This is a genomic window from Yoonia sp. R2331 (assembly GCF_041103235.1).
Lineage (GTDB): Bacteria > Pseudomonadota > Alphaproteobacteria > Rhodobacterales > Rhodobacteraceae > CANMYO01.
This window is the reverse complement of sequence record NZ_JBGCUN010000001.1, coordinates 1,957,602-1,980,609: the sequence shown is the minus strand read 5'-3', so window position 1 is coordinate 1,980,609 and position 23,008 is coordinate 1,957,602. Positions and strand designations below refer to the sequence as shown.

The window sequence follows — 23,008 nt, the reverse complement described above, 5'->3', positions numbered from 1 at the left end:
TGTGACAGGGCTATAACGGGGCGGTCGCCTGTTTCAGCCAGTCGAGCGCAGAACCATCTATCAGCGGGCCGATCCGGTCAAGAGTTGCGGCGTGATAGCTGTCGACCCATGCGCGTTCGGCGGGCGACAAGCGCGCGGTGTCGATCAGGCGGCGGTCAAGCGGGACATAGGTCAGCGTGTCAAAGGCCAGCATATCGCGGCTGTCTGGACCACTGGGCGCTTTGACCACGACAATCAGGTTTTCGATGCGGATGCCAAAGGCGTCGGTGCGGTAATATCCCGGCTCGTTCGAGATGATCACGCCTTCCTCAAACGGGGTGGTGGCGCGGCGGGATAGGCCGTGGGGGCCTTCGTGTACTGACAGATAGGCCCCGACACCGTGGCCCGTGCCGTGGTCATAATCCATCCCATCCGCCCAGAGCGGCGCACGCGCAAGCGCGTCCAGATGGTTGCCCGCAACGCCGCGCGGAAACTGCGTGCGGCTGACCGCGATCATGCCTTGCAGGACGCGGGTATAGCAGGCGCGGTGGTCATCTGATGGGTCACCCACGATCACCGTGCGGGTGATGTCGGTGGTGCCGTCGATGTATTGGCCGCCAGAATCGACCAGCAGCAATTCACCCGGTGAGACGGGCGCGTTGGTGTCGTCCGTCACGCGGTAGTGGACGATGGCCCCATGCGCGCCTGCGCCGCAGATGGTTTCAAAGCTGACGTCCAGCAATTGGTTGGTGTCGCGGCGGAAGCTTTCAAGCTGCTTGACCACGTCTATTTCGGTCAGTTGCCCGCCGGGGGCAGTCGCGTCGAGCCAGGCCAGAAAGCGGACCATTGCGGCCCCGTCGCGCAGGTGGGCCGCGCGCGCGCCTGCAATTTCGGTGGCATTCTTGGTGGCCTTGGGTAGCAGGCAGGGATCGGTGCCATGAGTGGCCTTGTCGCCCAGTGTGGTCTTGACGATCTGCGGGCAGACCTTTTCGTCAATCAGCACCGGGGCGGGCAGGGTCGCAAGGTGGTCCAGAAAGGTGGATTGGTCGTGCAAGGTGACGTCTGTGCCTAGGTGGTCGGTGATGTCATCCGCTTTGCCGGGGCGGGTGAAAAGATCAACCTTGCCGTCAGGATGCAACACCGCAAAGGCATGGGGCACAGGGTTGCGCTCAATGTCGGTGCTGCGGATGTTCAAGAGCCACGCGATGCTATCGGGCAGGGTGATGACATGGGTGCCACTTGCCACCCGCGCACCTTTGTCCGCGTGGCTTTCGCCTGCGTATTCAAGGGGGTAGGCGGTGAACTTTGCGTCAGGCGGGGCGGGCTGATCGTCCCAGATCGCGTCCACCAGATTGGCGCTGGCCTGCATTGTGATGCCGCTTCCGTCCAGCGCCTTGGCCAATGTCTTAATCTCACTGACCGTATGGAGCCAAGGGTCGTAGCCGACGAGACCGCCCTTGGGTAGTTGGTCCTTTAGCCAGTCCGCAAGCTTGATCTCGGGCCAGTTGACGGGTGTGAAGACATCAGCCACCTGATCGCGGACCTGAAGTCGATAGCGGCCGTCAATGAAAACCCCGGCGACATCAGCCAATACGGCGGCAAAGCCAGCAGAACCGGTGAAGCCTGTGAGCCATTCCAGCCGGGCATCTGCATCCGCCACGTATTCGCCCTGATGCACGTCTGCGCGCGGGACCAGAAAGCCATCCAAACCGGCACGGGCCATGTGCGCACGCAAGGAGGCCAGCCGGGGCGGGCCCTGTTCGGGCGTTGATGATGCGCCAAAGGTTTGAAACATGGTGCTGGTCCTGTCTTCTTCTGGCTAAGTCTGCCCCCGACCGGAGGGTGCCGATTTTTCGGCGATAAATCGCAGCGCCATTCAGCCGGTTTTGCGCATCCCCAGAACACGCGCGCGTTTGCGGGGGTCGCTGTCAAAGAGGCTGGCGAGCTGTTCGGTCATCGCACCGGCCAGTTGTTCGACGTCCGTAATTGTCACCGCGCGATCGTAGTAGCGCGTGACATCGTGGCCGATGCCGATCGCGGCCAATTCCACCGCCTTGCGCTTTTCGATCATCGCGATCACGTCGCGCAGGTGCTTTTCAAGATAATTGGCCGGGTTCACCGACAGGGTGCTGTCATCCACCGGTGCCCCGTCTGAGATCACCATGAGCACCTTGCGCTGTTCGTGCCGCCCGACCAGCCGGCGGTGTGCCCATTCCAGCGCCTCACCGTCGATATTTTCTTTCAGCAGGCCCTCTTTCATCATCAGGCCAAGGTTTGGCCGTGTCCGCCGCCAGGGGGCGTCGGCGGATTTATAGACGATATGCCGGAGGTCGTTCAGGCGGCCGGGCGTTGGTTCGCGTCCGGCTTTCAGCCAATCCTCGCGGCTTTGGCCGCCTTTCCATGCCTTCGTGGTAAAGCCGAGGATCTCGACCTTGACGGCGCAGCGTTCCAGCGTGCGGGCCATGACATCAGCACAGATCGCGGCGATTGAGATCGGGCGACCCCGCATGGAGCCGGAGTTGTCCAGAAGGAGCGTCACAACGGTGTCGCGGAATTCGGTGTCTTTTTCGACCTTGAAGGACAGCGGCGTGGTGGGGGAGGCGACGATGCGCGCGAGCCGTCCGGCATCAAGGATGCCTTCCTCGCGGTCAAACTCCCAACTGCGGTTTTGCTGGGCCTGCAAGCGGCGCTGCAACTTGTTGGCGAGGCGTGACACGGCCCCTTTGAGCGGTTCAAGCTGTTGATCCAGATAGCTGCGCAGGCGTTCCAGCTCTGCCGGTTCAGCGAGGTCTTCTGCGCCGATTTCTTCATCATAATCAGTTGCATAGACGCGGTAATCGGGGTCGGCGTCTGAGACCGGTGCAGGCTGGGGCGGCTCCATCGGGGCTTCGCCATCGGGCATCTCGGTCTCTTCGCCCATCTCGGCGTCGGCCTGATCGTCCATCGAAATCTCGGCCTGAGATGCGTCTTGCTGGTCTTCCTGCGTTTGCTCGGGCGAGGCTTCGGCCTCTTCGCCGTCGCTATCGTCTTCGCCGGTGCTATCGGGTTCTTCCTGCTCGTCGCTGCCTTCTTCGGCCTCGTTTTCGTCGTCTTCGTCCGACCCGTCGGGATCATCGCCCAGCTGGTCGGCATAGCCGAGGTCCGAGATCAGGTCGCGCGCGAATTTGGCAAAGGCCTGCTGGTCGTTCAGCATGTCCGAGAGATTCTCGAGCCGTTCGCCGCAATGATCCTCGATAAAGCCGCGCCAGAGGTCGAGCACATTGTCAGCGCCTTCGGGCAGGGCGCGGCCGGTGGCGAGTTCGCGGATCATGTAGCCTGCTGCGGTGGCCAGTGGCGCATCGGCGGGCTGTTTGATCTGGTCATAGCCTTTGCGCAGCGCCTCATTCCCGATTTTGGCGTCGATGTTGCCTGCGGTGCCGGGCATGTATTGCGCGCCGACGGCCTCAACCCGGGCGGATTCCATCGCGTTGTAAAGGTCTTGCGCCATCTGGCCCTGCGGCATGTAGCGCGCGGCGGTGCCAGCGTCATGAAACTTGTGCCGCAGCGCCATCGCGTCGGCGTGGCCACGCGCCAGCAACACCTCTTGTTTGGTCATGCGGCGGGTCACCTGTGGCAGGCGGATCGTGTCGCTGGTCTGACCGGCGGGGTCGACGGAATATGTAACCGAGAGTTCCGGATCATCGGCCATGACCTTCGTGGCCTCGGCTAAGGCTTTCTTGAACGGATCGGCAGGGTTGTCAGATGGCTTGTTCATAGGCCGCAAACTAGTGCGGCGCGCGCGCAATGACCAGAGGGCCGGTGTGCTTTAGCTAAGCAGGAACGCGGTGCAATCGGCGGTCAGGGTCGCGGCCATGTTGGCGGCCCATGTGGCGTCGTTGGGATCGTCGTTGAAGGTGGCGCGGGTCAGCAGCGCGTGGTGCGCGGCCTTGGCCGTGATCCGCCAGTGCAACACATCGCGGCCCTGATCGGGCGTCATCACGGCACGCATCAGATCGAGCACCTGCGCGCGTTGCTGGCGGGTAATGTCAGAGGCGGGGCCGTCGAACATCCATTGATGTTCCATCTGCGCAGAAAGGCGACCCGCACAGGCGGCAAATTTCTGGAGTTGTGTGTTGTCCAAAGAAAGCCCCGCGTTGGCGGGGAGGGCGCCAAGCGCGAGGAAGAGGGTCGTCATGAGAGTTTTCATACTGCTCATAAATGCAGCATGAGGGTTAAGTTATCGCTTATCTAGTGGGCAAAGTAAGAACGCCCGCGAGGTGTGGGGTTTTGGGCACGGGGTGCTACGAGATATTGCGCCGCGCTGCGCGCGTCGCGATGGGCGGGGGCCAGCCCCCGCACCCCCGGGATATTTCTGGCCAGAAGAAAAGCAAGTGTATGTTGACCGACGAGATACGGCGCAAACTATTGCGCTGGCACCAGTGGGATCAAAGCGAGATCGTTAAAGCTGTAGAATTGGCCAGCCGCTGCCAACAGGCCGTCGGCACCAGCGTCTAACCAGCTCTTTTGAGACGGATCGGCAAGATTGGCCACGACGACAGGGCTTTCGGGAATGACTGAAATCTGCCCTTGATCCGCGATGGTTTGGGAGGTGTTTGGGTAGTCAACCGCCAGATCAAGGTTCCGTCTCAATCGGAGTCCCATCAATATACGAAATTCTCCAACGCGTTCAGGTGGTGAGACGACGTTCACAATCATGACGTTGCAGAAGTCGAAGCCGGCGATTCCACCAAACGGAAGGGGCGGGAATGCTGACATTGATACAGTCCCGGCCTCGAGATTGTCGGTTTGGGCAAATTGGAGAACAAGAAGTCTGGTCTCGGGCCAATCAAGGACCGGAAGCGCCGCCCCTGAAGCGATAACTAAGGGCTCGCGTTGCGCAAGGCCCTGCAAACTACATTCTTCATTTCGCTGCGCGATTTGCATTTGGTCCGGGGCAACTTGGTCAACAGCTGCTTGTTCGCTCGGCGAGAGAGTTTGTGCCGACAACAGGCTGCCAATAACACAAAGACAAATGGCGAGACGAAACATCATCCCAAGCTGAGGCTCGCCGCACTTTCCGGCAGTTCCTCATCAAAACACCGCTGGTAGAATTCGGCGACGGTCTGACGCTCCAATTCATCGCATTTGTTCAGGAACGATAGGCGGAAAGCATAGCCGACGTCTTGGAAGATGCGGGTGTTTTCGGCCCAGGCGAGCACGGTCCGGGGGGACATCACGGTGGACAAATCGCCGTTCATGAAGGCGGTGCGCGTCAAGTCGGCGACGGTGACCATCTGGGAAATCGTCTTGCGGCCCTTCTCAGTATTGAAGTGCGGGGACTTCGACAAAACGATCGCGGCCTCGGCATCGTGGCTGAGGTAGTTCAGCGTAGCGACAAGCGACCAGCGGTCCATTTGCGCTTGGTTGATCTGTTGGGTGCCGTGGTAGAGGCCCGTCGTATCGCCAAGGCCCACGGTGTTGGCCGTGGCAAAGAGGCGGAAGTGCTTGTGCGGCGTCAGAATCTGGTTTTGGTCCATCAGCGTCAGCTTGCCGTCATGTTCCAGCACACGCTGGATTACAAACATCACGTCCGCACGGCCTGCGTCATATTCGTCAAACACGATGGCAACCGGGTTGCGCAGGGCCCAGGGCAGGATGCCTTCGTGGAACTCGGTAACCTGCACGCCATCGCGCAGTTTGATCGCGTCTTTGCCGATCAGGTCGATCCGGGAAATGTGGCTGTCAAGGTTCACGCGCACCGCAGGCCAGTTCAGGCGGGCGGCGACCTGTTCGATATGCGTCGATTTGCCCGTGCCGTGATACCCTTGGATCATCACACGGCGGTTGTAGCCAAAACCTGCAAGGATCGCGAGCGTGGTGTCGGGATCAAACTTGTAGGTGCTGTCAATCTCTGGGGTGCGGTCGGTCTTATCGGCGAACCCTTTGATCTTCATGTCACTGTCGATGCCAAAGACCTCGCGCACCGAGATCTCTTCGGTGGGGTTTGCATCAATGTCGATCATGCCGTCGGCCATTCTAGGGCGCCTTTCCTGTCATCGCATCTGTGTTGTCCTGCGGATGCAACATATCGCGGCGAAAGGGAAGGGGAAGGGGCGATTTCGCGCACCGGTTTGCCCGCAGGTTGCGTTTTTCGCAAACCCCGGCAAAGTGGGGGAAATGGTGAAAGTGTAGCTGATGACGACAACCGATGATATTGAGGCGATGATTGCGGGTATGGCGCAGGGCGACCGATCTGCCTTTGAACGTCTCTACGCCGCGACCTCTGCGAAACTCTTTGGTGTGTGCCTGCGTGTCTTGAACAATCGGGCCGAGGCGGAAGATGCTTTGCAGGATGCATTTGTCAAAATCTGGCGCAATGCGGAACGCTATAAGGTGAATGGTCTCAGCCCGATGACCTGGCTGATCACGGTCACGCGGAACTTGTGTATCGACAGGATTCGCGCCCGCAAGGTTGCGTCAGGCGACATGGACGAGGTGGCCGCACTGGAAGACAGTGCGCCAGGGCCAGAGGCGCTTGCCATTGCAGCGTCAGACCGGGCCCGCATTGTCGGCTGCATGGAAGGGCTGGACCCTGACAAAGCCGCAGCTGTGCGCCGCGCCTATCTGGAGGGGGAGACGTATCAAGAGCTGGCCGACGATATGGCGGTCCCGCTGAACACCATCAGAACATGGCTGCGCCGCAGCCTGTTGAAGTTAAGAGAGTGTCTGTCGCAATGAGTGATGACATCGCGCCGAATGAAGAACAAATGCTGGCCGCAGAATACGTTCTGGGCCTGCTGACCCCGGATGAGGCCACGGCGTTTGAAGCGTTGATGGAGGTGGACGGGGATGCGCGTGCATCATATGCCCGCTGGGCCGAAGATTTTGTCGGCATGACCGACGATATCGCACCTGTCGACCCACCCGAGGCTTTGTTGCAGCAGATCAAGGCGGCAGCCTTTGGCACCGCGGCGATGGAACCGCCAGCAGAGGCCCCTGAGCAAGCCGCGCCTGCGCCGCAACGGCAATCCTTGTTGGAACGGCTGGGTTTGTTGCCTGCAATTGGCGGTGGTTTGATTGCTGCGGCTGTGGCGCTTTGGGCGATCAACCCGTTGATCGGGCCGCTGCTTGATCCGCCAGCTACCGCGACGGTTCTGCTGGCATCAGCAGACGAAAGCCTTGTGGTCGAAGTGGGCTATGTCGAGGACAGCGGTAATCTGGAGGTCACGCGCACCGCAGGGGCCGCGCCCGAAGGGCAGGTGCTGGAGCTTTGGGTGATCAAAGGCGATGGGCCGCCGGTGTCGCTGGGTGTGCTGCCCACGGACGAGACCGGCACGCTTGTGGTGGCAGAGACCTTGTGGCCGCTTTTGCGCGGCGCACAATGCGCCATTTCGATTGAGCCGCCCGGCGGTTCACCCACCGGCGCGCCAACGGGCGATATTGTGGCCGTGGCCCCGATTGTCTGGCAGGCCTGACGCGGCTCAAGGTAAGATAGACTGGCAGCCGGATCACAATGTGGTCCGGCAGTTTTGCGACGAAACGGCGTGGCGATTGGCGATCACAGGCCTCTCACATCCTCGTGCATTGGTGCAAAATCGTTCGTCTGAAATGCGCCAGATGGCGTAACGCTAGATCAGACACGAAAGGACATGCGATGAACCGCCGCCAATTCACCCTTGCCGCCCTTGCCAGCGCGGCCGCACCAAGCGCGCTTTTTGCGCAGAGCTTTGAGATCACCCGGACCGAGGCCGAATGGCGCGCCATGCTGACGCCTGCGCAGTACAAGGTGATGCGCGAAGAGGGGACCGAACGGGCCGGATCGAGCCCGCTGGACAAGAATTACGCCGCAGGCACTTATTTCTGCCGCGGGTGCGATTTGCCGCTTTATCCGTCTGACACCAAATATGACAGCGGCACCGGCTGGCCTAGCTGGTGGCAAAGCCTGCGTGGTGCAGTGGGTACAAAGCCTGATCGCAAGCTCTTTACCGTGCGTACAGAGGTGCATTGCCGCCGCTGTGGCAGCCATTTGGGCCATATCTTTGATGATGGACCAGCGCCGACAGGCAAGCGCCATTGCCTGAACGGCGTCAGTCTGGTGTTCCGCGCCGCCTGATTACGACCTGCACAAACCTTGCTGAAACCCCCGCGACCAGATGCTGGTGCGGGGGTTTTTCTGTGGCCAGTCAAAACACAAGCAAGGCGAGGGAAAATGACGTATTTTCAAAGGTATGGTGAAACGGTCGGGTTGATTGGCTGTGCGGGTTTCGTAACCGCCTGGGGGATTGAACAAAACCTGTGGTTTGCTGCCATGGCGGGCATCGGTGCGCTGGTCAGCGGGGTCTTATTGGCGCGGCTTTTTGGTGAGGCCGGCGCGCTGGGCTGGCTGTTGGCAGGGTTTGCCGCCGCGTTTGCCACGGTCCTTGGCGCGGCCCTTGTGGGTGCGGCCATGATCGGGCCGGAGCGCGCCGGGTTTGCCGTGGCCGCCGTGGCAGAGCTTTTGTGGGAGCAGCCCTTGGCAGGCGCGCGGTGGCTGGCGTTGATGGGGGCCGCCCACGCGGTGGCCCTTGGGCCGTGCAACCTACAAAATAAGAGCAGTTTGGTGAAACAGTGAGTTTCACTGCCGTCGCCACAATCCTGCCCCAATTCGCGCCTACCTGCGCAAGAGTAGTATGCGTGGGTCGATATGTTGCGACGGATCAAAAGGTGGATCTCTCTGAGTGACGGAGAGCGGAGCATTGTGCTGGCCTATATTGGCGTCGCACTTTTTGGTGCCGGATTGTCCTTTACGGTCGTGAACAACCTTGGTGGCGAGGATACGATCCTGCGGACGCTAACCCCCTATGATTATTGGGTTATCTTGTCGGGCGCGCTTGGGGCGGCAGTGGGGCTGTATTTCGGCGGCAAGTGGTTTGGCCGCGCGGGATGGGCCGGGCTGCGCCACGGGGCGGTTGGTCTGTGTGTCACCACCTTTGCGGCCAGTGTGGCGGCAGGCACTTTTGCGCTGCCGGGCTATGGCACCATGTTCGGCCCGTTTGCAGCCGTTTTGACATTCCTGGAATCGCCGCTGCTTTTGGTGTTCTGGGTCAGCATTTTGACAGCGTGCCATCTGCTGTTCGCCACGTGGCGGCGCGAGCGTGACACGCTGTTTGCCATTCACGACGATGGCATTCCGACCTGATCACTTGTCGGGAAAGCTGCGGCTGACCTTGATCTGATCCCAAGCCCAGACCACTTCATTCAACTGATCTTCCTGGCTGCGGTCACCACCGTTCATGTCGGGGTGCAGCACCTTAATCAGACCTTTGTATGCTTTGCGGATTTCCTGTTTGGTCCAGGTATCCTTGGCCTCCAAAATCTCGATCGCGCGGCGCTCGGTGGGCGGAAGCTTGCGGCCAGCGCCCTGATTGCGGCCCGGATTGCGGGTCGCGTTCTCACCCAGCACCTGATGCGGATCCTCGATCCCAAGACGCGCCCATGCGCGTTCCTCGACGGTGCGTTTGAACGGCTTGGTGGGGCGTTCCCAGACCCGATCTTCGGTCAGCTGGGCGTTCATCTCGGCCTCTGTCGTGCCATCGAAGAAGTTCCATTTCAGGTTATATTCGCGCACGTGTTGCTGGCAGAACCAATAAAAGTCATCCAGCACGTCAGGCGTCTTGGGCGCGCGGTACTTGCCCGGCTCTTCGCAACCTTCATGATCGCAAACGCGGGTGGACGTCTCTGACGCGCCAGACATCCCACGCCGTCCGCGCGGGTTCTTCTTTTTTGACGACGATACCGACATGTCAAAACCAAAGGGGTCTTTTTTCTGCATGGGAGCTGCATACCTTTCCGACTCGGACGACAGAGTTTAGACGCTTGAGAGCGAGATTGAAGGGGCGGAGAGCAAAAATATGGGACTAGAGGCAGAGATTTATGAGGCGCTACAAACTGGATTAGCCCCAGAGGCGTTGGAGGTGGTCAATGAGAGCCACATGCACGCAGGGCATGCAGGCGATGATGGGTCAGGCGAAAGCCATTGGCGTGTGGTCATCACGGCCGCAGGGCTGGACGATATGACGCGGTTGGCGCGCCATCGTGCCGTGCACAGCGCGCTGGGCCCCGACATCATCGGGCGTATTCACGCATTAGCGATTGATATCAAGTAGTTACTCTGCCGCGACCGAGGTGTCGGGGCGCGGCACAGGGGCCGGAACTGCGGCGGGCTGATGCGCGATTTGCTTGGGCCGTTCGTCGGCTGTGATCGTCTCTGTCACGCGATCCTGGACCGTTTCAGCGGCCTGCGGTGCTGCTGCGGGTGCTGCGACGGTGCGGCGAAAGACCAGCATGTTTTGAAACACGGTGGTTTTGCCCATCAATCCCTCGCGTTCTTCCGCGGGCAGGGTGTCGGTGCGCTGGTATTCCCAGCCGTCGGCGGCAAGGTCGTTCATCACGGTTTCAAGCGCGTTGGCAAAGCGGTCTTGAACGGATTTCACACCCTTGGCCTTGAGGCCCTTTGTCGGGGCGGGAACGACTTTGTATTCGTAGGACGACATGACACACACCATTTTTGATCAGACCTGACCTTACACCAGCAAAACGGGCGCGGTCCAGCTTCGCCGCCCTAATTTCGTTTCGTCTTCGCAACAATGCCGCTGATTTGCGGGGAATTATCCCGGATCAACATCAGATCTGCGTCAAATCGCGGAGCTCTTAACCAAAAATGTGGCTGAAACTTGTCAAGCCTGAGGCAGGTAGTTACCAACCCGTAAACGCTTATCAGGCGCGCTGCGCGTCCAGAAGGAACGAGTTTTATGTTGAAGATGACCAAAGCACTGGCCGCTGCCGCCGTGATGGCGCTTGTGGCACCTGCTGCACAAGCCGCTACCGTTTATGCAACCGGCGTGACCGCGACCACCAACGGGGTGCAGACCACATGCTCTGTTGCGTCCAGCAGCACCAGCCGTGACGATCTGTGCAACGCGCTTGGCGCGCCGGATGTGAATGGGCCATGGCAAAACGGTGGTTTCACCTCGACTGCCAATTTCGGCAGCTTGGAGTTTTTCTTTGGTGGTCTGATCCAAGGGCCGATCACCCTGTGGGAAATCACTGGTAACCGCGCTGCCAACTACGTGGAAAGCGTATCTTTCACGCTTCTGGGTGTGAATGGTGCGCCGGATGTGGCGGGTGTTCTGACCAACACGACTGATGGGTCAGCTGATCCGTCCGCGCCGAACCGCTGGGTTATTACGGCGGCACAAAACGCCAACGGCCCTTACAGCGGTCTGCGGGTCATTGATACATCGGACCTGCGCAACGGCACGCGTGATGGTTTTGATATCGACGCAGTTGCGGCGAACACATTTGAAAGCAATCTGCAGGCCGTGCCACTGCCCGCCGGTGCGGTGTTGTTGCTGACAGGTCTGGCCGGTCTGGGCTTTGCGCGGCGTCGCAAAGCAGCCTGAACCAAGGCACATGAAATGCGAAAAGGCGGGTCAGTGACCCGCCTTTTTTGTGTTTACTGGCGCTTTCGGTGGGGCCTAGAGGCCGAGCTTTGCGGCGACCAGTTTGTTCACAGCCGCAGGGTTGGCCTTGCCGCCTGTCGCCTTCATCACCTGACCCACGAACCAGCCCGCAAGTTTCGGGTTCACCTTGGCCTTTTCGACCTGTGCCGGGTTGTCGGCGATGATCTGGTCAACTGCCGCCTCAATCGCGCCGGTGTCGGTGACCTGTTCCATGCCTTCGGTTTTCACGATCTCTTCGGGATCACGGTCCGAGGTATAGGCGATTTCAAAGACGTCCTTGGCGATCTTGCCGGATATCTTGTCCGACTTGATCAGCCCCACAATCTGGCCCAGACGCGCGGCAGAGATCGGGCTGTCCGCGATGTCCTTGTCGTCTTTCTTCAGGCGCCCGAAAAGTTCGTTGATCACCCAGTTGGCGGCCAGTTTGCCATCGCGGCCTTCGGCCACTTCTTCGAAGTAGGCGGCGTTTGATACATCCGCCGTCAGGACAGAGGCGTCGTAGTCAGAAAGGCCAAAGTCGCTGATAAAGCGCGCCTTTTTGGCGTCGGGCAGTTCCGGCAATGAGGCCGCGATATCGTCAACCCAGCCCTGTTCGATCTCAAGCGGCAATAGGTCCGGGTCGGGGAAGTAGCGGTAATCATGCGCTTCTTCCTTGGACCGCATGGACCGGGTTTCGTTTTTGTCGGCGTCATAAAGGCGGGTTTCCTGCACGACGTCTTTGCCGTCTTCGATCAGTGCAATCTGACGGCGCGCCTCGACCTCGATCGCCATCTGGATGAACCGCATGGAGTTCATGTTCTTGATCTCGCAGCGGGTGCCGAGGTGGCTGAAATCCTGGGTTTCCTGATAGCGTTCGTAGTCGCCCGGTTTGCAGACCGAGACGTTCACGTCAGCGCGCAGGTTGCCGTTTTGCATGTTGCCGTCGCAGGTGCCCAGATAGCGCATGATCTGGCGCAATTTGGCGACATAGGCGGCGGCCTCTTCCGGGCCACGGATGTCAGGGCGGGAGACGATCTCCATCAACGCCACACCGGTGCGGTTCAGGTCAACAAACGACATGGTGGGGTCCATGTCGTGCACGGATTTGCCTGCGTCCTGTTCCAGGTGGATACGTTCGATCCGCACCATGCGCGCTGTGCCGTCGCCCAGTTCAACCAGCACTTCGCCTTCGCCGACGATGGGATGGTAGAGCTGGCTGATCTGGTAGCCCTGCGGCAGGTCAGGGTAGAAGTAATTCTTGCGGTCAAAGGCAGAGTTGAGGTTGATCTGCGCCTTCAGGCCCAGCCCGGTTTTGACGGCCTGGCTGATGCAGCCTTCGTTGATGACGGGCAGCATGCCGGGCATGCCTGCGTCCACAAAGGCCACGTTCGAATTTGGTTCGGCCCCAAAAAGGGTGGAGGCCCCGGAAAACAGCTTGGCCGCGGTGGCGACCTGCGCGTGGACTTCCAGCCCGATGACAAGTTCCCAGTCAGAGGTCGCCCCGGCGATAACCTTGGGGGCAGGGGCGTCGTATGTCAGATCCAGCATGGTAATCCCTTTGGCGGTGTCAGGCCGGTTCTATTCCGGGTTCTGCGGGCTATCAAGACCGAAGCGGGCGGCGGCGACCGGCCTGTTGTTGTGCCGCGCAAAAGTTTTGCTTGATCGGATGGGGGAGAGGCGGGCAAGTTGCGTCGAATGAAGATGCTGCGGACCATCCTGGGGGGGATGGCCGGCGTGATCCTGGCAACGGCCACCTTGGCCGAGCCAGTGATCCGCCCGCTGTCCCGCGACGACGCGATTGCGCAAAAGGTTGATGCGGCGGCAGCAGCCTTGGCCGCATTTCGTGTTATGCCACGCCCGGCCCACATGATCCGGTATCCTGTCGCCGTAAACCAGACCGAGCCGACATTGCGGCCGGTCGCGCGTGCTGCGTTTTTGCCCAACACCCGGTGGGACCACAAGCGTGGTAGCGATGTCTGGACCCGTGCGGCGATGTCGGCGATCGCGGGCCATGCCGATGCGCTTGATTCGGTGGTGCCGCGGGATATTGATCGGTGGTGCCCGGCCTATGCCCAGAATTCGCCCGCACTGCGGCGGGCATTTTGGGTTGGGATGATGTCGGCGCTGGCGAAGTACGAAAGCACCTATAACCCTACGGCTGTGGGTGGCGGCAATCGCTGGTTCGGGTTGTTGCAGATCTATCCCGACACTGCGCGGCGCTATGGCTGCCGCGCGCGGACCGGGGAGGCGCTCAAGAACCCGACAGAGAACCTGTCCTGTGCAGCGCGGATCATGGCAGTGACCGTCGCGCGCGACCGCGCAGTGGCGCTGCATGATGGACGCTGGCGGGGTGTGGCCGCTGATTGGGGGCCGATGACCAGCCGCAACAAAATCGCGGCGATGTCCGATTGGACCCGTGCGCAATCCTATTGCGAGGTGCGCACAGTGGTGCGCCCGCAAGCGCGGCCGGTTCTGCGCGCTACAGTTTCAACAATGGACGCCGCGTCGCCCGGATCAGGCTGACGTTTGGCGCGTCCTCGCCCGCAAGCGCGAGTGTGGCGCGGCGCAGCATCTTGATCCCATCCTCGGAATTTTTGGGCAAGGCAGAGGCGGCGATGGGTTCACCCACGTTGATGCGGAACGGCTGCTGCGCCTTGTTCAGGGTTTCGTGAAACAGCGTCACGTCGCGCAATGTCGGATGCAGCAGGTCAAAAAGATAGAAGAGCGCCGAATTCCGTGCAGCGATATGCACAGGGATCACCGGCAGGTCGAATTTACGCGCCAGCATCGCGGCAGAGGCCATCCAGGGCCGTTCCTCTAGCTTGAGCCCGCGCCGTTTGGCAAGACGGCCCGAGGGGAAGATCACGCCAAGCCGCCCTTCGTCGGTCGCTGCGCGGACATAGGCCATGGTGTCGCGGGTCTTGGCATGGCTGCGCTTGTCCTGCCGCCATTCGACGGGGCAGATCATATCGGACATCTGTGGCAGAACCCGCAGAATGTCGGAATTGGCAAAGTAGTAGGCATCAGGACGCATCGCCGCCAGCAGGTGGTGCAGGATCACACCATCAGCAATGCCCGTGGGGTGATTGGCCACGATAATCGCCGCCCCGTGGCGCGGGATATGGCCCAGACCGGTCGCAACCACGTCCTTGGCCAGCAAACCGCCCATCTGCGCCATGATCTGGGCAGAGGCCATGTGTTCAAAACCACGCGCGATTTTAAGCGTCTTGTCGTAGGCCAGGGACAGGTGGAGCAGGCCCCTGATTTGACGCACACCGGGAAATTGGCGGTACATCCAAGGGGCGCGTTCAGCGATCAGTGGATCAATACGGTCTTTCATACGCGCACATTGACCATGACGATGTCACGGTTCCATGACAGTCTTTTCAGACTATCACATCGGCGGCGTTTTGCGAAATTTCAAGGGTGGCTTGCGCGGATCACCGCAGGCGGAAGGCGGTTTTCAGCTCTGCGATGGCCTCTGTCTGCCGTGTGCTGAGGCGGTCATCAGGCAGTGCGCCTTTGATGATGTCCATCAGCGGTGTCAGGGCAGAGGGCCCTTCGAGACGGTAGAGTTTGCGCGACAGCCGCGACAGCGCCGGTTGTGCGCCGCCACAGGCGTTTACCATCCAGTGACCCAGTACCATCAGTTCTTCGGCGGCGGCATCGTCAACTTGCAGCACGCGGCGCAATGAAACGCGCATTTTGTCCTGCTGGTCGCGTGTGGGCATGTCATCAAGGGCCAGAAACGCCTCTGCGATGCCAGCGGCGGCGATGTTGGGGTCTTCGATGCTTTCAACCGGGTGGATGTTGGTCTTTCGAGTAAAACCAAAGCGCCGCGCGGCAGCTTTTACGTCACCGGCCATATCCATCAAGTCGCCAGCCATATCAGCGGCATTGCGGGCGCGTTGGGCCCAGAAATAAGCGGCAGCGAGGATGCCGAGGATGCCAAGAATGAAGGGCATGAAATCGTCCTTTGAAGAATCGTCTTTGGTGCACAAGACACTGGATTTGTGTCAGTTTTCAAGCATCCGCGTGACCATTTCGGTGGTATCGCGCGACAGGTTCGGGGTGTCGCCAATCCGCTGGAGGGCTGCGCGCATCAGTGCCTGACGGGGTGGGTCATAGCGGGGCCAAACCTCAAAATTCGCAACGAGGCGGGCCGTGGTTTGCGGGTTGATCGGGTCCAGCTTGATCAGCCAATTCGCCAGCAGCGCATAGCTGTCGCCAGAGGCATGGTGAAAACCCGCCGCATTGTCGATCAGCGCGCCAAAGACGGCGCTGAACCGGTTGGGGTTCTTCATGTCAAAATCCGGGTGTGCGGCCAGCTGGGCGGCTGTTGCGGCGGCGTCCTGCGGAGCGGCATGGGTGATTTGCAGGCTGAACCAGCGGTTCATCACAAGTCGGTCGTTTGCCCATTGCTTTTCAAAGGCTTGTACGGCGTCCGACCCTTTGCCAATCGCCAAGAGCGCGGCAAAAGCCGCCAGTTGCAGCGTCATGTTATCAGCGCTTTCAAACTGGGCTGCGGCTGCTTTGCCGCCGTCAAGCTCGCTCAGCAGGCGTAAGGTCGCGTTGGCAAGGGCGCGGTGGCCCGCGCTGGCCGCATCGGGGGAGTAGGGACCGGGAACCTGATGGGCGGCGTAGATGCGGGGCAGGGTGTCATTGCAATGCTGGGCAAGGTGCAGGGGCAGCGCATCGCGCGCGGTGTTGATCGCGTCGGGATCAGGTGTGCTGCCTGCGTCAAAGAGGGCATTGGCGATATCCTCTTCACTTGGCAGGGCGATGACACGGGCGCGAAAGGCGGGGTCAAGGGCGTCATTGCGCAGCACGTCGCGCATGGCATCAAGGTAGGCCGCAGGTGGGGTGGCATCTTTGGTGGCCATTGCGATCAGCGTTTGCATGGTCAGGGTGCGGCCTGCGTCCCAGCGGTTAAACGGGTCCGTATCGTGGGCAAGCAGTCGGGCAAGGTCAGCATCACTTTGGTCGTGGACCACGCGGATAGGGGCGGCAAAGTTGCGGTTGATCGACAGTGTCGGACGGGCCGAAAGCCCGGTATGGGACACGGTTTGGCTGGTGGCCATCAATTCCAGCAGAGTGGTTGGCAGCACTTCGGTCCCGTCAGGCGCAAGCAGCCCGTAGGCAACCGGGATCACCTGCGGCTGTTTGTCGGGTTGGCCGGGGGTTGCGGGCAAGTCCTGTGTGAGGGTCAGGGTGTAGGTGCCATCGGCAAAGCTGTCCTGAACCTGCACGCGCGGGGTGCCTGACTGGCTATACCAAAGCGCGAATTGGCTCAGGTCACGGCCGGTGACGTCGGCAAAACAGGCGAGCCAATCTTCGATCGTGCAGGCCTGACCGTCGTGGCGGTCAAAGTAGAGTTTGCAGCCCTCATAATAGGCATCGTCTCCGATCAGGGTCTTGAGCATCCCGATCACCTCGGCCCCTTTTTCATAGACCGTGTCGGTGTAAAAATTGTTGATCGTCATAAAGCTGGTGGGGCGCACGGGGTGGGCAAGCGGTCCTGCGTCTTCTTGAAACTGGTAGCTGCGCAGCCCGTTGGCATCATCAATTCGCTTGAGCGCGGCCATGCGCATGTCGGCGGTGAACTGTTGGTCTCGAAAGACAGTGAGTCCTTCTTTCAGGCAGAGTTGGAACCAGTCGCGGCAGGTGATGCGATTCCCGGTCCAGTTGTGGAAATACTCGTGCGCGATGATGCCCTCGATCCCGGCAAAGCGCGCGTCAGTTGCCGTTTCAGGAGAGGCCAGAACGCAGCTTGAGTTGAAAATGTTCAAGCCCTTGTTTTCCATCGCCCCCATATTGAAGTCATCGACAGCCACAATGTTGAAAATGTCCAAGTCATATGCCCGCCCATAGACCTGTTCATCCCAGCGCATCGACGCTTTGAGTGCGTCCATCGCAAAGGCGCATTTGTCGATGTCACCCGGGCGCACATAGATGTTCAACGCAACGTTGCGTCCATCCATCGTGGTAAAGCTATCCGGGCGGGCCACCAGATCACCCGCCACAAGCGCAAACAGATAGGCCGGTTTCGGCCATGGATCATGCCACACGCCGGGTGTGATCGGATTGCCGTTGGACAACAGCACCGGCAGGTCGCTGTGGATCGTGACGGTAAAGACCGCCATCACGTCGGGGCGGTCGGGGTAATAGGTGATGCGGCGGAAACCTTCGGCCTCGCATTGGGTGCAGTACATGCCGTTCGAGATATAAAGCCCTTCAAGCGCGGTATTGCTCGCAGGGGCGATTTCAACCTCTGCCTCCCACACGAAGGGGGCGGCAGGGACGTCGCAGGTAAGACCGGTTTCGGTCAGGACGGGTGTAACGGCGGTGCCGTCGATCTTGGCCCAGATCAGGTTGAGGTGTTCGCCATGCAACGTGAAGGTCGTGTCTGAGGCATCGGGATTTGGGCGGAACGCGATGCGAGAGATCACGCGCGTGGCGTCAGGAGAGAGGTGAAAGGTCAGGTCAACCGTGTCGATCAGGTGGCTGGGCGGGGTATAATCGGCCAGATAGATCGGCTGGGGGGCGGCATCTTTCATCTGGCGTCCTTTCAGGGCAGTTTGGCGCAGAGTAGAAGCCCGCAGGAGGGGTCGCAACCGCAGGTCATGCCCAAAACCGTGAAGAAATCTGATCTGCCGACAAAAGTCTGCGCCACCTGCGGACGTCCGTTCACCTGGCGCAAAAAATGGGCCAAAGTCTGGGACGAGGTCCGGTATTGTTCGGACAGATGCCGGGGAAATCGCAAAACTGGTTAGAAAAGTTTACCAATTTAGTGGACAGGGGACGCGTCGTGGGCTAGCTCTGCCAAGGTTGGCGCGACGCAACAATAGACGGGATGGAGTGACGGATGACCCAAAGGACGGATCGGAACGGGCTGCAAGTGGCCCAGGAATTGGCCGATTTCATCGAAACCAAAGCCTTGCCGGGAACCGGCGTAGATGTGGCGGGTTTTTGGGCGGGTTTTGCCGCCATTCTGCACGATATGGGGCCAGAGAACGCAGCCCTGCTGCGTGAACGGGACGCGTTGCAAAGCAAGATCGACGGCTGGCACGTGGCGCAGCGCGGACAGGTGTTTGACCGCGACGCCTATGAGGGGTTCCTGCGCGAAATTGGCTATCTGCAGCCCGAAGGAGATGATTTCGAGATTGAGACCGTCAATGTGGACCCAGAAATTGCAACGATCCCCGGCCCGCAGCTGGTAGTGCCAATCACCAATGCGCGGTTTGCGCTGAACGCGGCCAACGCCCGCTGGGGCAGCCTATATGATGCGTTTTATGGCACCGATGCGATGGGCAATTTGCCACCTAAGGGCGGGTATGACCGGGGCCATGGCAGTAGGGTCGTGGCGCGCACACGGGTATTTCTGGATCAGGCCTTTCCGATTGCCGGTGGCAGTCATGCGGATGTCAGCCGGTACTACGTGGACAAAGGGCAACTTCTGATCGACGACATGCCGCTGGCAGAGCCGGGCAAGTTCGTGGGCTACCGCGGGCGGGCGAAGGCCCCCGATGCCGTTTTGCTGCGCAACAACGGCCTGCATGTTGAGTTGGTTTTTGACCGCGCGCACCCCATTGGCAGCCGCGATCAGGCGCTCTTGGCGGATGTGCGGCTGGAATCGGCGGTGACAGCGATCATGGACTGCGAAGACTCGGTTGCTTGTGTCGATGCCGAGGACAAGGTGCTTGCCTACAGCAATTGGCTGGGACTGATGCAGGGCAATCTGGAAGCGTCGTTCCAGAAGGGTGGTCAGACCATGACTCGGCAGCTGAGCGACGATCTGGCCTTTACTGCGCCCGATGGGTCTGCGCTGACAATCAAGGGTCGGGCGCTGTTGTGGGTACGCAATGTGGGGCATCTGATGACCACTCCTGCCATTCTGACCAGCGACGGGGAAGAGGCCTATGAAGGGCTGATGGACGCGATGCTGACCACGCTGATCGCAATGCATGATCTGGCGCGTGATGGCGGGAATTCGGCAAAGGGGTCAGTCTATGTGGTCAAGCCCAAGATGCATGGGCCGGACGAGGTTGCGTTCACCAATCGCATCTTTGATCGGGTGGAGGACGTGCTGGGCCTGCCACGCCATACCGTCAAGATCGGCATCATGGATGAAGAACGCCGCACGACCGTGAACCTCAAGGCATGTATCCGTGCTGCGAAAAGCCGTGTGGCCTTTATCAACACAGGGTTCCTTGACCGGACGGGCGACGAAATCCACACCTCGATGGAGGCAGGGCCGTTTAGTCGCAAGGACTTTATCAAGCGTAAACAATGGATTGGCGCTTATGAAGATCAGAATGTGGATATCGGTCTGGAATGCGGGTTTTCAGGCCGCGCGCAGATCGGCAAGGGCATGTGGGCGATGCCTGACATGATGGCCGCAATGATCGAGCAAAAGATTGATCACCCGAAATCGGGTGCCAATTGCGCCTGGGTGCCCAGCCCGACAGCGGCCACGTTGCATGCGCTGCACTATCACCAGATCGACGTGATGGCGGTGCAGAACAAGCTGCGCGGCGGCGGACGGCGGGGTTATGTCTCGTCGATATTGGACATTCCGCTGGCAACCTTTCAGCGTTGGACCGATGCCCAGATCGCGCGCGAGGTGGAAAACAACGCGCAAGGCATTCTGGGCTATGTCGTGCGCTGGATTGATCAGGGTGTGGGCTGTTCGAAGGTGCCTGACATCAATGACGTGGGCCTGATGGAAGACCGCGCGACCTGCCGGATCTCGGCGCAGGCATTGGCCAACTGGATGCACCATGATGTGGTCAGCCGCGACGCAGTGATGGCCGCGATGCGCAAGATGGCAGAAGTGGTGGATGGCCAGAACGCTGGCGATCCGGCCTATGTGCCGATGGCGCCTGGGTTTGACGGGATCGCCTTTCAGGCGGCCTGTGATCTGGTGTTCCGGGGGCGCGAACAGCCCAGCGGATACACAGAACCGGTGCTGCATAAGCGGCGTCTGGAATACAAAGCGATGGGGCAATAAATGGCAGAGATTTCAATGACAAAGGCGCGGACGATCATCCGCAAGGCGCTGGCAAAGGGCCAGGAGATGGGGCTGAAACCGTTGTCCGTCATCGTGCTGGACACTGGCGGCCATGTGAAGGCGTTCGAGCGCTCTGATGGCGCGGCACCGGGGCGGTTTGCGATTGCCCACGGCAAGGCCTATGGGTCAGTGATGCTGGGCATGGCCGGCACGGCGCAGATGGCGCGGGCGGAAAGCCAGGCCTATTTTATGAACGCGGTGAACGGTGCATACGGCGGGCAGGTGGTGCCGGTGCCGGGCGGCGTGCTGGTCCGCGACAAAAAGGGTGCCATTGTCGGCGCGGTGGGTCTGACGGGCGACACCTCTGACAATGATGCGATTGCGGCGGCGGCCGGGATCGAAGCGGCGGGACTGGTCGCTGAAATCTAAGGTCTCGGCACGACATCAAGGCGCGCCAAACCGTTCATGCCGATCTTGCGCAGCGGTTTGGCGGCGGCATTCGGATCGGCCAAAGTGGCGTCTGGAAAGCGGCTGAAGAACCGGGTCAGGGCCACCTGCGCCTCTGCCCGCGCCAATTGCATCCCCAGACAGACATGCGGGCCGTGGCCAAAGCCCAAGTGCGCATTGGGTTGGCGTGCAGGCAGCAACTGATCTGCATCACGGTGCCTGTCAGGGTCGTGGTTTGCAGCCAAAAGGCCGGCCATAACCAGATCCCCCTGTTTCAAGGCGACCCCGTCAAAATCCATATCGTGCACCACAAAATGCGGTTTGGTGACCAGCACGGGGCTGGTGTAGCGCATAAACTCCTCGACCAGCAGCGGCTGTTTTTCGGGGTGCGCGGCCATGTGTGTGCGCAAATTGGCGTCGCGCAGGACTGCGTTCAGGCCGTTGGTAATCAGGTGCACGGTTGTCTCATGGCCCGCGATGAAAAGCACAGTGACCATGCTGAGCAATTCCTGTTCGGTCAGGTCGCTGTCAGGGTCGTTGACCAAATCGCTGATCAGGCCGGGACGTGGCGTGTGGCGTAGTTGTGCAAAGTCGCGCCGGAAGTGGCGCATCAACCTCCAAAGCCCGGGCAGGGACCGCAGGATGCCAAAGCCAGAGTTTGCAGTAGACACCGGGGCGATCCATTTGACGACACGTTCGCGATCCTGCGCGGGAATGCCCAGCAGCGCACAGATCGCCCGCAGCGGCAAAGGCCGGGCATATTGCGACATGATATCAACGGGTTGACCCGGTATGATTTGGTCCAACAGATCGTCCGCCATTGTGATCAGCGCCGGTTGCATCTGGGCGACGGACTGACGGGCAAAGGCGCGTTCAACCGGGCCACGCAGGCGGTCGTGTGCAGCACCATCAGTGCCCAAAAGGTTGAGCGTCATCGCCTTGAGGAACGGTGGCAGCCACCAAAGCTGTTGTGCGATGGATTTGCCGCCCGCGCCCGAAGCGTCGCGGACAAAGTCCTCAGGTGACTTTAAAACACGGCGTGCGGCGGCATCAGTCGTCGTCATCCAGACGCTGCCAAAGAGCGGCATCTTGATGCGCACCATCGCACCTTCGGCCCGCAGAGCGGCGAGTTTCTGGTCAGGGGCCGCAAGAAACGCGGGATCGCTAAAGTCGTGGATCATATAAATGAGATGTGGGCATTGTGCGCTGTTGTCAAAGGGACTGTGCGTTGCGGTGGGTTTTCCTTGCAGAGCGAGGCAACTACCTATTCGGTATAGGAAAGAGGTTGCGACATGCAAAAACCGGTCATCGGGATCATCGGAAACAGCTATCTGATCAATGATCAGTACCCTGTGCAGGCCGCGGGTCGGATGAATTGCGAGGCCGTGCGGCAGGTATCGGACGGGGTCCCACTGATCGTGCCAGCCGATCCGGATGTTGTTTCCGTTCAAGAGCTTATGGCGTCTTGTGATGGTTTTTTGTTCACCGGTGCGCGACCCAATGTCCATCCCGAAGAATATGGCGAAGCACCGACGGACGCGCATGGCACCTTTGACCGGGCCCGCGATCAGCTGACCTTGCCGCTGATCCGGGCGTTGGTGGCTGCCGGGCAGCCGATGCTGGCGATCTGTCGCGGGTTTCAGGAAATGAACGTGGCCTTTGGTGGCTCTCTGGACTTTGAAATCCGGGATTTGCCGGGACGGGACAATCACCGAATGCCGCCCGACGGCACGTTGGAAGAAAAATTCGCATTGCGGCACGCGGTCACCTTTTCCGAAGGCGGCCCGTTCCATCGGCTCATGGGCGCGCGCGAGGTGATGACGAACACCTTGCACGGACAGGGAATTCGCGTTCCGGGCCAAGGGGTTATCGTTGACGGCCATGCCCCGGATGGCACCGCAGAGGCGATCTATCTGCAAGATGCGCCAGGATTTGCGCTGGGTGTGCAGTGGCATCCGGAGTGGAATGCGGCAGCGGACCCGGTCTCTCGGGCGCTTTTTGCCGGTTTCGGGGCGGCGGCACGCGACTGGCGGGCCGGGATCAGGCCAGATGCGCGGCGCAGCGCGTAAAACGCTTTGTTGTCAGGCGGTTGAGGCCGCGCGTGGTGCCGCGA

Annotated in this window: 24 protein-coding genes; 12 read left to right on the top strand and 12 right to left on the bottom strand. The window is 60.4% G+C overall.

Annotated features, from left to right (window positions below):
- Positions 1-10 precede the first annotated feature (10 nt).
- The 5 genes from AB3Y40_RS10150 to cobS form a co-directional block, all read right to left on the bottom strand.
- The gene (locus AB3Y40_RS10150; protein ID WP_369438671.1) at positions 11-1,774 is read right to left on the bottom strand and encodes an aminopeptidase P family protein; all 1,764 of its coding nucleotides are present in this window, start codon (positions 1,772-1,774) and stop codon (positions 11-13) included.
- Positions 1,775-1,855: 81 nt separating this feature from the next.
- Complete coding sequence (cobT, locus tag AB3Y40_RS10145) at positions 1,856-3,733, bottom strand: cobaltochelatase subunit CobT (RefSeq protein ID WP_369438670.1); 1,878 nt, start codon at positions 3,731-3,733, stop codon at positions 1,856-1,858.
- A gap of 51 nt (positions 3,734-3,784) precedes the next feature.
- The gene (locus tag AB3Y40_RS10140) at positions 3,785-4,042 is read right to left on the bottom strand and encodes a hypothetical protein (protein WP_369438669.1); all 258 of its coding nucleotides are present in this window, start codon (positions 4,040-4,042) and stop codon (positions 3,785-3,787) included.
- 338 nt (positions 4,043-4,380) lie between these two features.
- A complete protein-coding gene (locus AB3Y40_RS10135) occupies positions 4,381-5,007 on the bottom strand; it encodes a hypothetical protein (protein ID WP_369438668.1) in 627 nt (208 codons plus the stop codon).
- Entirely contained in the window at positions 5,007-5,993 is a 987-nt protein-coding gene (gene cobS / locus AB3Y40_RS10130; protein ID WP_369438667.1) for a cobaltochelatase subunit CobS, read from the bottom strand. The genes AB3Y40_RS10135 and cobS overlap by 1 nt, the downstream gene beginning before the upstream one ends.
- Positions 5,994-6,153: 160 nt before the next feature.
- Between cobS and AB3Y40_RS10125 the strand changes: the two genes are divergently transcribed.
- The 5 genes from AB3Y40_RS10125 to AB3Y40_RS10105 all read left to right on the top strand — a co-directional run bounded on the left by AB3Y40_RS10125 (position 6,154) and on the right by AB3Y40_RS10105 (position 9,136).
- Positions 6,154-6,696, top strand: coding sequence for a sigma-70 family RNA polymerase sigma factor (locus tag AB3Y40_RS10125; RefSeq protein WP_369438666.1), 543 nt, complete (start codon positions 6,154-6,156; stop codon positions 6,694-6,696).
- Entirely contained in the window at positions 6,693-7,433 is a 741-nt protein-coding gene (locus AB3Y40_RS10120; RefSeq protein ID WP_369438665.1) for an anti-sigma factor, read from the top strand. Before AB3Y40_RS10125 ends, AB3Y40_RS10120 begins: the two co-directional genes overlap by 4 nt.
- A gap of 179 nt (positions 7,434-7,612) precedes the next feature.
- Positions 7,613-8,071 (top strand): peptide-methionine (R)-S-oxide reductase MsrB, encoded by a 459-nt coding sequence (msrB, locus tag AB3Y40_RS10115; protein WP_369438664.1) that lies wholly within the window; start codon positions 7,613-7,615, stop codon positions 8,069-8,071.
- Between the two features lie 96 nt (positions 8,072-8,167).
- Entirely contained in the window at positions 8,168-8,569 is a 402-nt protein-coding gene (locus tag AB3Y40_RS10110; RefSeq protein ID WP_369438663.1) for a hypothetical protein, read from the top strand.
- Positions 8,570-8,641: 72 nt separating this feature from the next.
- Positions 8,642-9,136: a hypothetical protein gene (locus tag AB3Y40_RS10105; RefSeq protein ID WP_369438662.1), complete on the top strand. Its 495-nt coding sequence runs from the start codon at positions 8,642-8,644 to the stop codon at positions 9,134-9,136.
- Here the strand turns inward: AB3Y40_RS10105 and AB3Y40_RS10100 are convergent, their stop codons facing one another.
- The gene (locus AB3Y40_RS10100; protein WP_369438661.1) at positions 9,137-9,769 is read right to left on the bottom strand and encodes a DnaJ domain-containing protein; all 633 of its coding nucleotides are present in this window, start codon (positions 9,767-9,769) and stop codon (positions 9,137-9,139) included.
- A 79-nt stretch (positions 9,770-9,848) separates the two neighbouring features.
- Here AB3Y40_RS10100 and AB3Y40_RS10095 point away from each other — a divergent pair, with 79 nt between their 5' ends.
- A complete protein-coding gene (locus AB3Y40_RS10095; RefSeq protein ID WP_369438660.1) occupies positions 9,849-10,103 on the top strand; it encodes a BolA family protein in 255 nt (84 codons plus the stop codon).
- On the opposite strand, the gene AB3Y40_RS10090 is transcribed toward AB3Y40_RS10095, so the two are convergent.
- A complete protein-coding gene (locus AB3Y40_RS10090; RefSeq protein ID WP_369438659.1) occupies positions 10,104-10,490 on the bottom strand; it encodes a DUF4177 domain-containing protein in 387 nt (128 codons plus the stop codon).
- 258 nt (positions 10,491-10,748) lie between these two features.
- Here AB3Y40_RS10090 and AB3Y40_RS10085 point away from each other — a divergent pair, with 258 nt between their 5' ends.
- Positions 10,749-11,399: a VPLPA-CTERM sorting domain-containing protein gene (locus AB3Y40_RS10085; RefSeq protein ID WP_369438658.1), complete on the top strand. Its 651-nt coding sequence runs from the start codon at positions 10,749-10,751 to the stop codon at positions 11,397-11,399.
- A gap of 75 nt (positions 11,400-11,474) precedes the next feature.
- Here AB3Y40_RS10085 and gatB read toward each other — a convergent pair whose 3' ends face one another.
- Positions 11,475-12,986, bottom strand: coding sequence for an Asp-tRNA(Asn)/Glu-tRNA(Gln) amidotransferase subunit GatB (gene gatB / locus AB3Y40_RS10080; protein WP_369438657.1), 1,512 nt, complete (start codon positions 12,984-12,986; stop codon positions 11,475-11,477).
- 177 nt (positions 12,987-13,163) lie between these two features.
- On the opposite strand from gatB, the gene AB3Y40_RS10075 reads away from it, so the two are divergent.
- On the top strand, positions 13,164-13,961 hold the full coding sequence (locus AB3Y40_RS10075; protein WP_369438656.1) for a transglycosylase SLT domain-containing protein: 798 nt from the start codon (positions 13,164-13,166) through the stop codon (positions 13,959-13,961).
- On the opposite strand, the gene AB3Y40_RS10070 is transcribed toward AB3Y40_RS10075, so the two are convergent.
- The 3 genes from AB3Y40_RS10070 to pepN form a co-directional block, all read right to left on the bottom strand.
- Positions 13,918-14,778: a lysophospholipid acyltransferase family protein gene (locus AB3Y40_RS10070; RefSeq protein ID WP_369438655.1), complete on the bottom strand. Its 861-nt coding sequence runs from the start codon at positions 14,776-14,778 to the stop codon at positions 13,918-13,920. The genes AB3Y40_RS10075 and AB3Y40_RS10070 overlap by 44 nt on opposite strands.
- 100 nt (positions 14,779-14,878) lie before the next feature.
- On the bottom strand, positions 14,879-15,403 hold the full coding sequence (locus AB3Y40_RS10065) for a hypothetical protein (protein WP_369438654.1): 525 nt from the start codon (positions 15,401-15,403) through the stop codon (positions 14,879-14,881).
- A 51-nt stretch (positions 15,404-15,454) separates the two neighbouring features.
- Positions 15,455-17,995 carry an aminopeptidase N gene (gene pepN / locus AB3Y40_RS10060; protein WP_369438653.1) on the bottom strand — a complete coding sequence of 847 codons (2,541 nt, stop codon included), beginning with the start codon at positions 17,993-17,995 and terminating at the stop codon, positions 15,455-15,457.
- 66 nt (positions 17,996-18,061) lie between these two features.
- On the opposite strand from pepN, the gene AB3Y40_RS10055 reads away from it, so the two are divergent.
- The 3 genes from AB3Y40_RS10055 to AB3Y40_RS10045 all read left to right on the top strand — a co-directional run bounded on the left by AB3Y40_RS10055 (position 18,062) and on the right by AB3Y40_RS10045 (position 20,877).
- Positions 18,062-18,211: a DUF2256 domain-containing protein gene (locus AB3Y40_RS10055; RefSeq protein WP_369438652.1), complete on the top strand. Its 150-nt coding sequence runs from the start codon at positions 18,062-18,064 to the stop codon at positions 18,209-18,211.
- 92 nt (positions 18,212-18,303) lie between these two features.
- Positions 18,304-20,448 (top strand): malate synthase G, encoded by a 2,145-nt coding sequence (locus AB3Y40_RS10050; protein WP_369438651.1) that lies wholly within the window; start codon positions 18,304-18,306, stop codon positions 20,446-20,448.
- Positions 20,449-20,877 (top strand): GlcG/HbpS family heme-binding protein, encoded by a 429-nt coding sequence (locus tag AB3Y40_RS10045; RefSeq protein WP_369438650.1) that lies wholly within the window; start codon positions 20,449-20,451, stop codon positions 20,875-20,877.
- Here AB3Y40_RS10045 and AB3Y40_RS10040 read toward each other — a convergent pair.
- Positions 20,874-22,076: a cytochrome P450 gene (locus AB3Y40_RS10040; RefSeq protein WP_369438649.1), complete on the bottom strand. Its 1,203-nt coding sequence runs from the start codon at positions 22,074-22,076 to the stop codon at positions 20,874-20,876. The two genes, AB3Y40_RS10045 and AB3Y40_RS10040, sit on opposite strands and share 4 nt — an antisense overlap.
- 111 nt (positions 22,077-22,187) lie before the next feature.
- Here AB3Y40_RS10040 and AB3Y40_RS10035 point away from each other — a divergent pair, with 111 nt between their 5' ends.
- Positions 22,188-22,964 (top strand): gamma-glutamyl-gamma-aminobutyrate hydrolase family protein, encoded by a 777-nt coding sequence (locus AB3Y40_RS10035; RefSeq protein ID WP_369438648.1) that lies wholly within the window; start codon positions 22,188-22,190, stop codon positions 22,962-22,964.
- Positions 22,965-23,008: the final 44 nt, after the last annotated feature.

Coding starts and splice junctions, on each gene's coding strand:
- AB3Y40_RS10120 (WP_369438665.1), top strand. CDS start 6,693: ATGAGTGATGACATCGCGCCGAATGAAGAACAAATGCTGGCCGCAGAA.
- AB3Y40_RS10140 (WP_369438669.1), bottom strand. CDS start 4,042: ATGGAACATCAATGGATGTTCGACGGCCCCGCCTCTGACATTACCCGC.
- AB3Y40_RS10085 (WP_369438658.1), top strand. CDS start 10,749: ATGTTGAAGATGACCAAAGCACTGGCCGCTGCCGCCGTGATGGCGCTT.
- AB3Y40_RS10105 (WP_369438662.1), top strand. CDS start 8,642: ATGTTGCGACGGATCAAAAGGTGGATCTCTCTGAGTGACGGAGAGCGG.
- AB3Y40_RS10125 (WP_369438666.1), top strand. CDS start 6,154: ATGACGACAACCGATGATATTGAGGCGATGATTGCGGGTATGGCGCAG.
- AB3Y40_RS10065 (WP_369438654.1), bottom strand. CDS start 15,403: ATGCCCTTCATTCTTGGCATCCTCGGCATCCTCGCTGCCGCTTATTTC.
- AB3Y40_RS10045 (WP_369438650.1), top strand. CDS start 20,449: ATGGCAGAGATTTCAATGACAAAGGCGCGGACGATCATCCGCAAGGCG.
- pepN (WP_369438653.1), bottom strand. CDS start 17,995: ATGAAAGATGCCGCCCCCCAGCCGATCTATCTGGCCGATTATACCCCG.
- AB3Y40_RS10135 (WP_369438668.1), bottom strand. CDS start 5,007: ATGTTTCGTCTCGCCATTTGTCTTTGTGTTATTGGCAGCCTGTTGTCG.
- AB3Y40_RS10150 (WP_369438671.1), bottom strand. CDS start 1,774: ATGTTTCAAACCTTTGGCGCATCATCAACGCCCGAACAGGGCCCGCCC.
- AB3Y40_RS10035 (WP_369438648.1), top strand. CDS start 22,188: ATGCAAAAACCGGTCATCGGGATCATCGGAAACAGCTATCTGATCAAT.
- cobS (WP_369438667.1), bottom strand. CDS start 5,993: ATGGCCGACGGCATGATCGACATTGATGCAAACCCCACCGAAGAGATC.
- AB3Y40_RS10110 (WP_369438663.1), top strand. CDS start 8,168: ATGACGTATTTTCAAAGGTATGGTGAAACGGTCGGGTTGATTGGCTGT.
- AB3Y40_RS10070 (WP_369438655.1), bottom strand. CDS start 14,778: ATGAAAGACCGTATTGATCCACTGATCGCTGAACGCGCCCCTTGGATG.
- AB3Y40_RS10100 (WP_369438661.1), bottom strand. CDS start 9,769: ATGCAGAAAAAAGACCCCTTTGGTTTTGACATGTCGGTATCGTCGTCA.
- msrB (WP_369438664.1), top strand. CDS start 7,613: ATGAACCGCCGCCAATTCACCCTTGCCGCCCTTGCCAGCGCGGCCGCA.
- cobT (WP_369438670.1), bottom strand. CDS start 3,733: ATGAACAAGCCATCTGACAACCCTGCCGATCCGTTCAAGAAAGCCTTA.
- AB3Y40_RS10055 (WP_369438652.1), top strand. CDS start 18,062: ATGCCCAAAACCGTGAAGAAATCTGATCTGCCGACAAAAGTCTGCGCC.
- AB3Y40_RS10075 (WP_369438656.1), top strand. CDS start 13,164: ATGGCCGGCGTGATCCTGGCAACGGCCACCTTGGCCGAGCCAGTGATC.
- AB3Y40_RS10090 (WP_369438659.1), bottom strand. CDS start 10,490: ATGTCGTCCTACGAATACAAAGTCGTTCCCGCCCCGACAAAGGGCCTC.
- AB3Y40_RS10095 (WP_369438660.1), top strand. CDS start 9,849: ATGGGACTAGAGGCAGAGATTTATGAGGCGCTACAAACTGGATTAGCC.
- gatB (WP_369438657.1), bottom strand. CDS start 12,986: ATGCTGGATCTGACATACGACGCCCCTGCCCCCAAGGTTATCGCCGGG.
- AB3Y40_RS10050 (WP_369438651.1), top strand. CDS start 18,304: ATGACCCAAAGGACGGATCGGAACGGGCTGCAAGTGGCCCAGGAATTG.
- AB3Y40_RS10040 (WP_369438649.1), bottom strand. CDS start 22,076: ATGATCCACGACTTTAGCGATCCCGCGTTTCTTGCGGCCCCTGACCAG.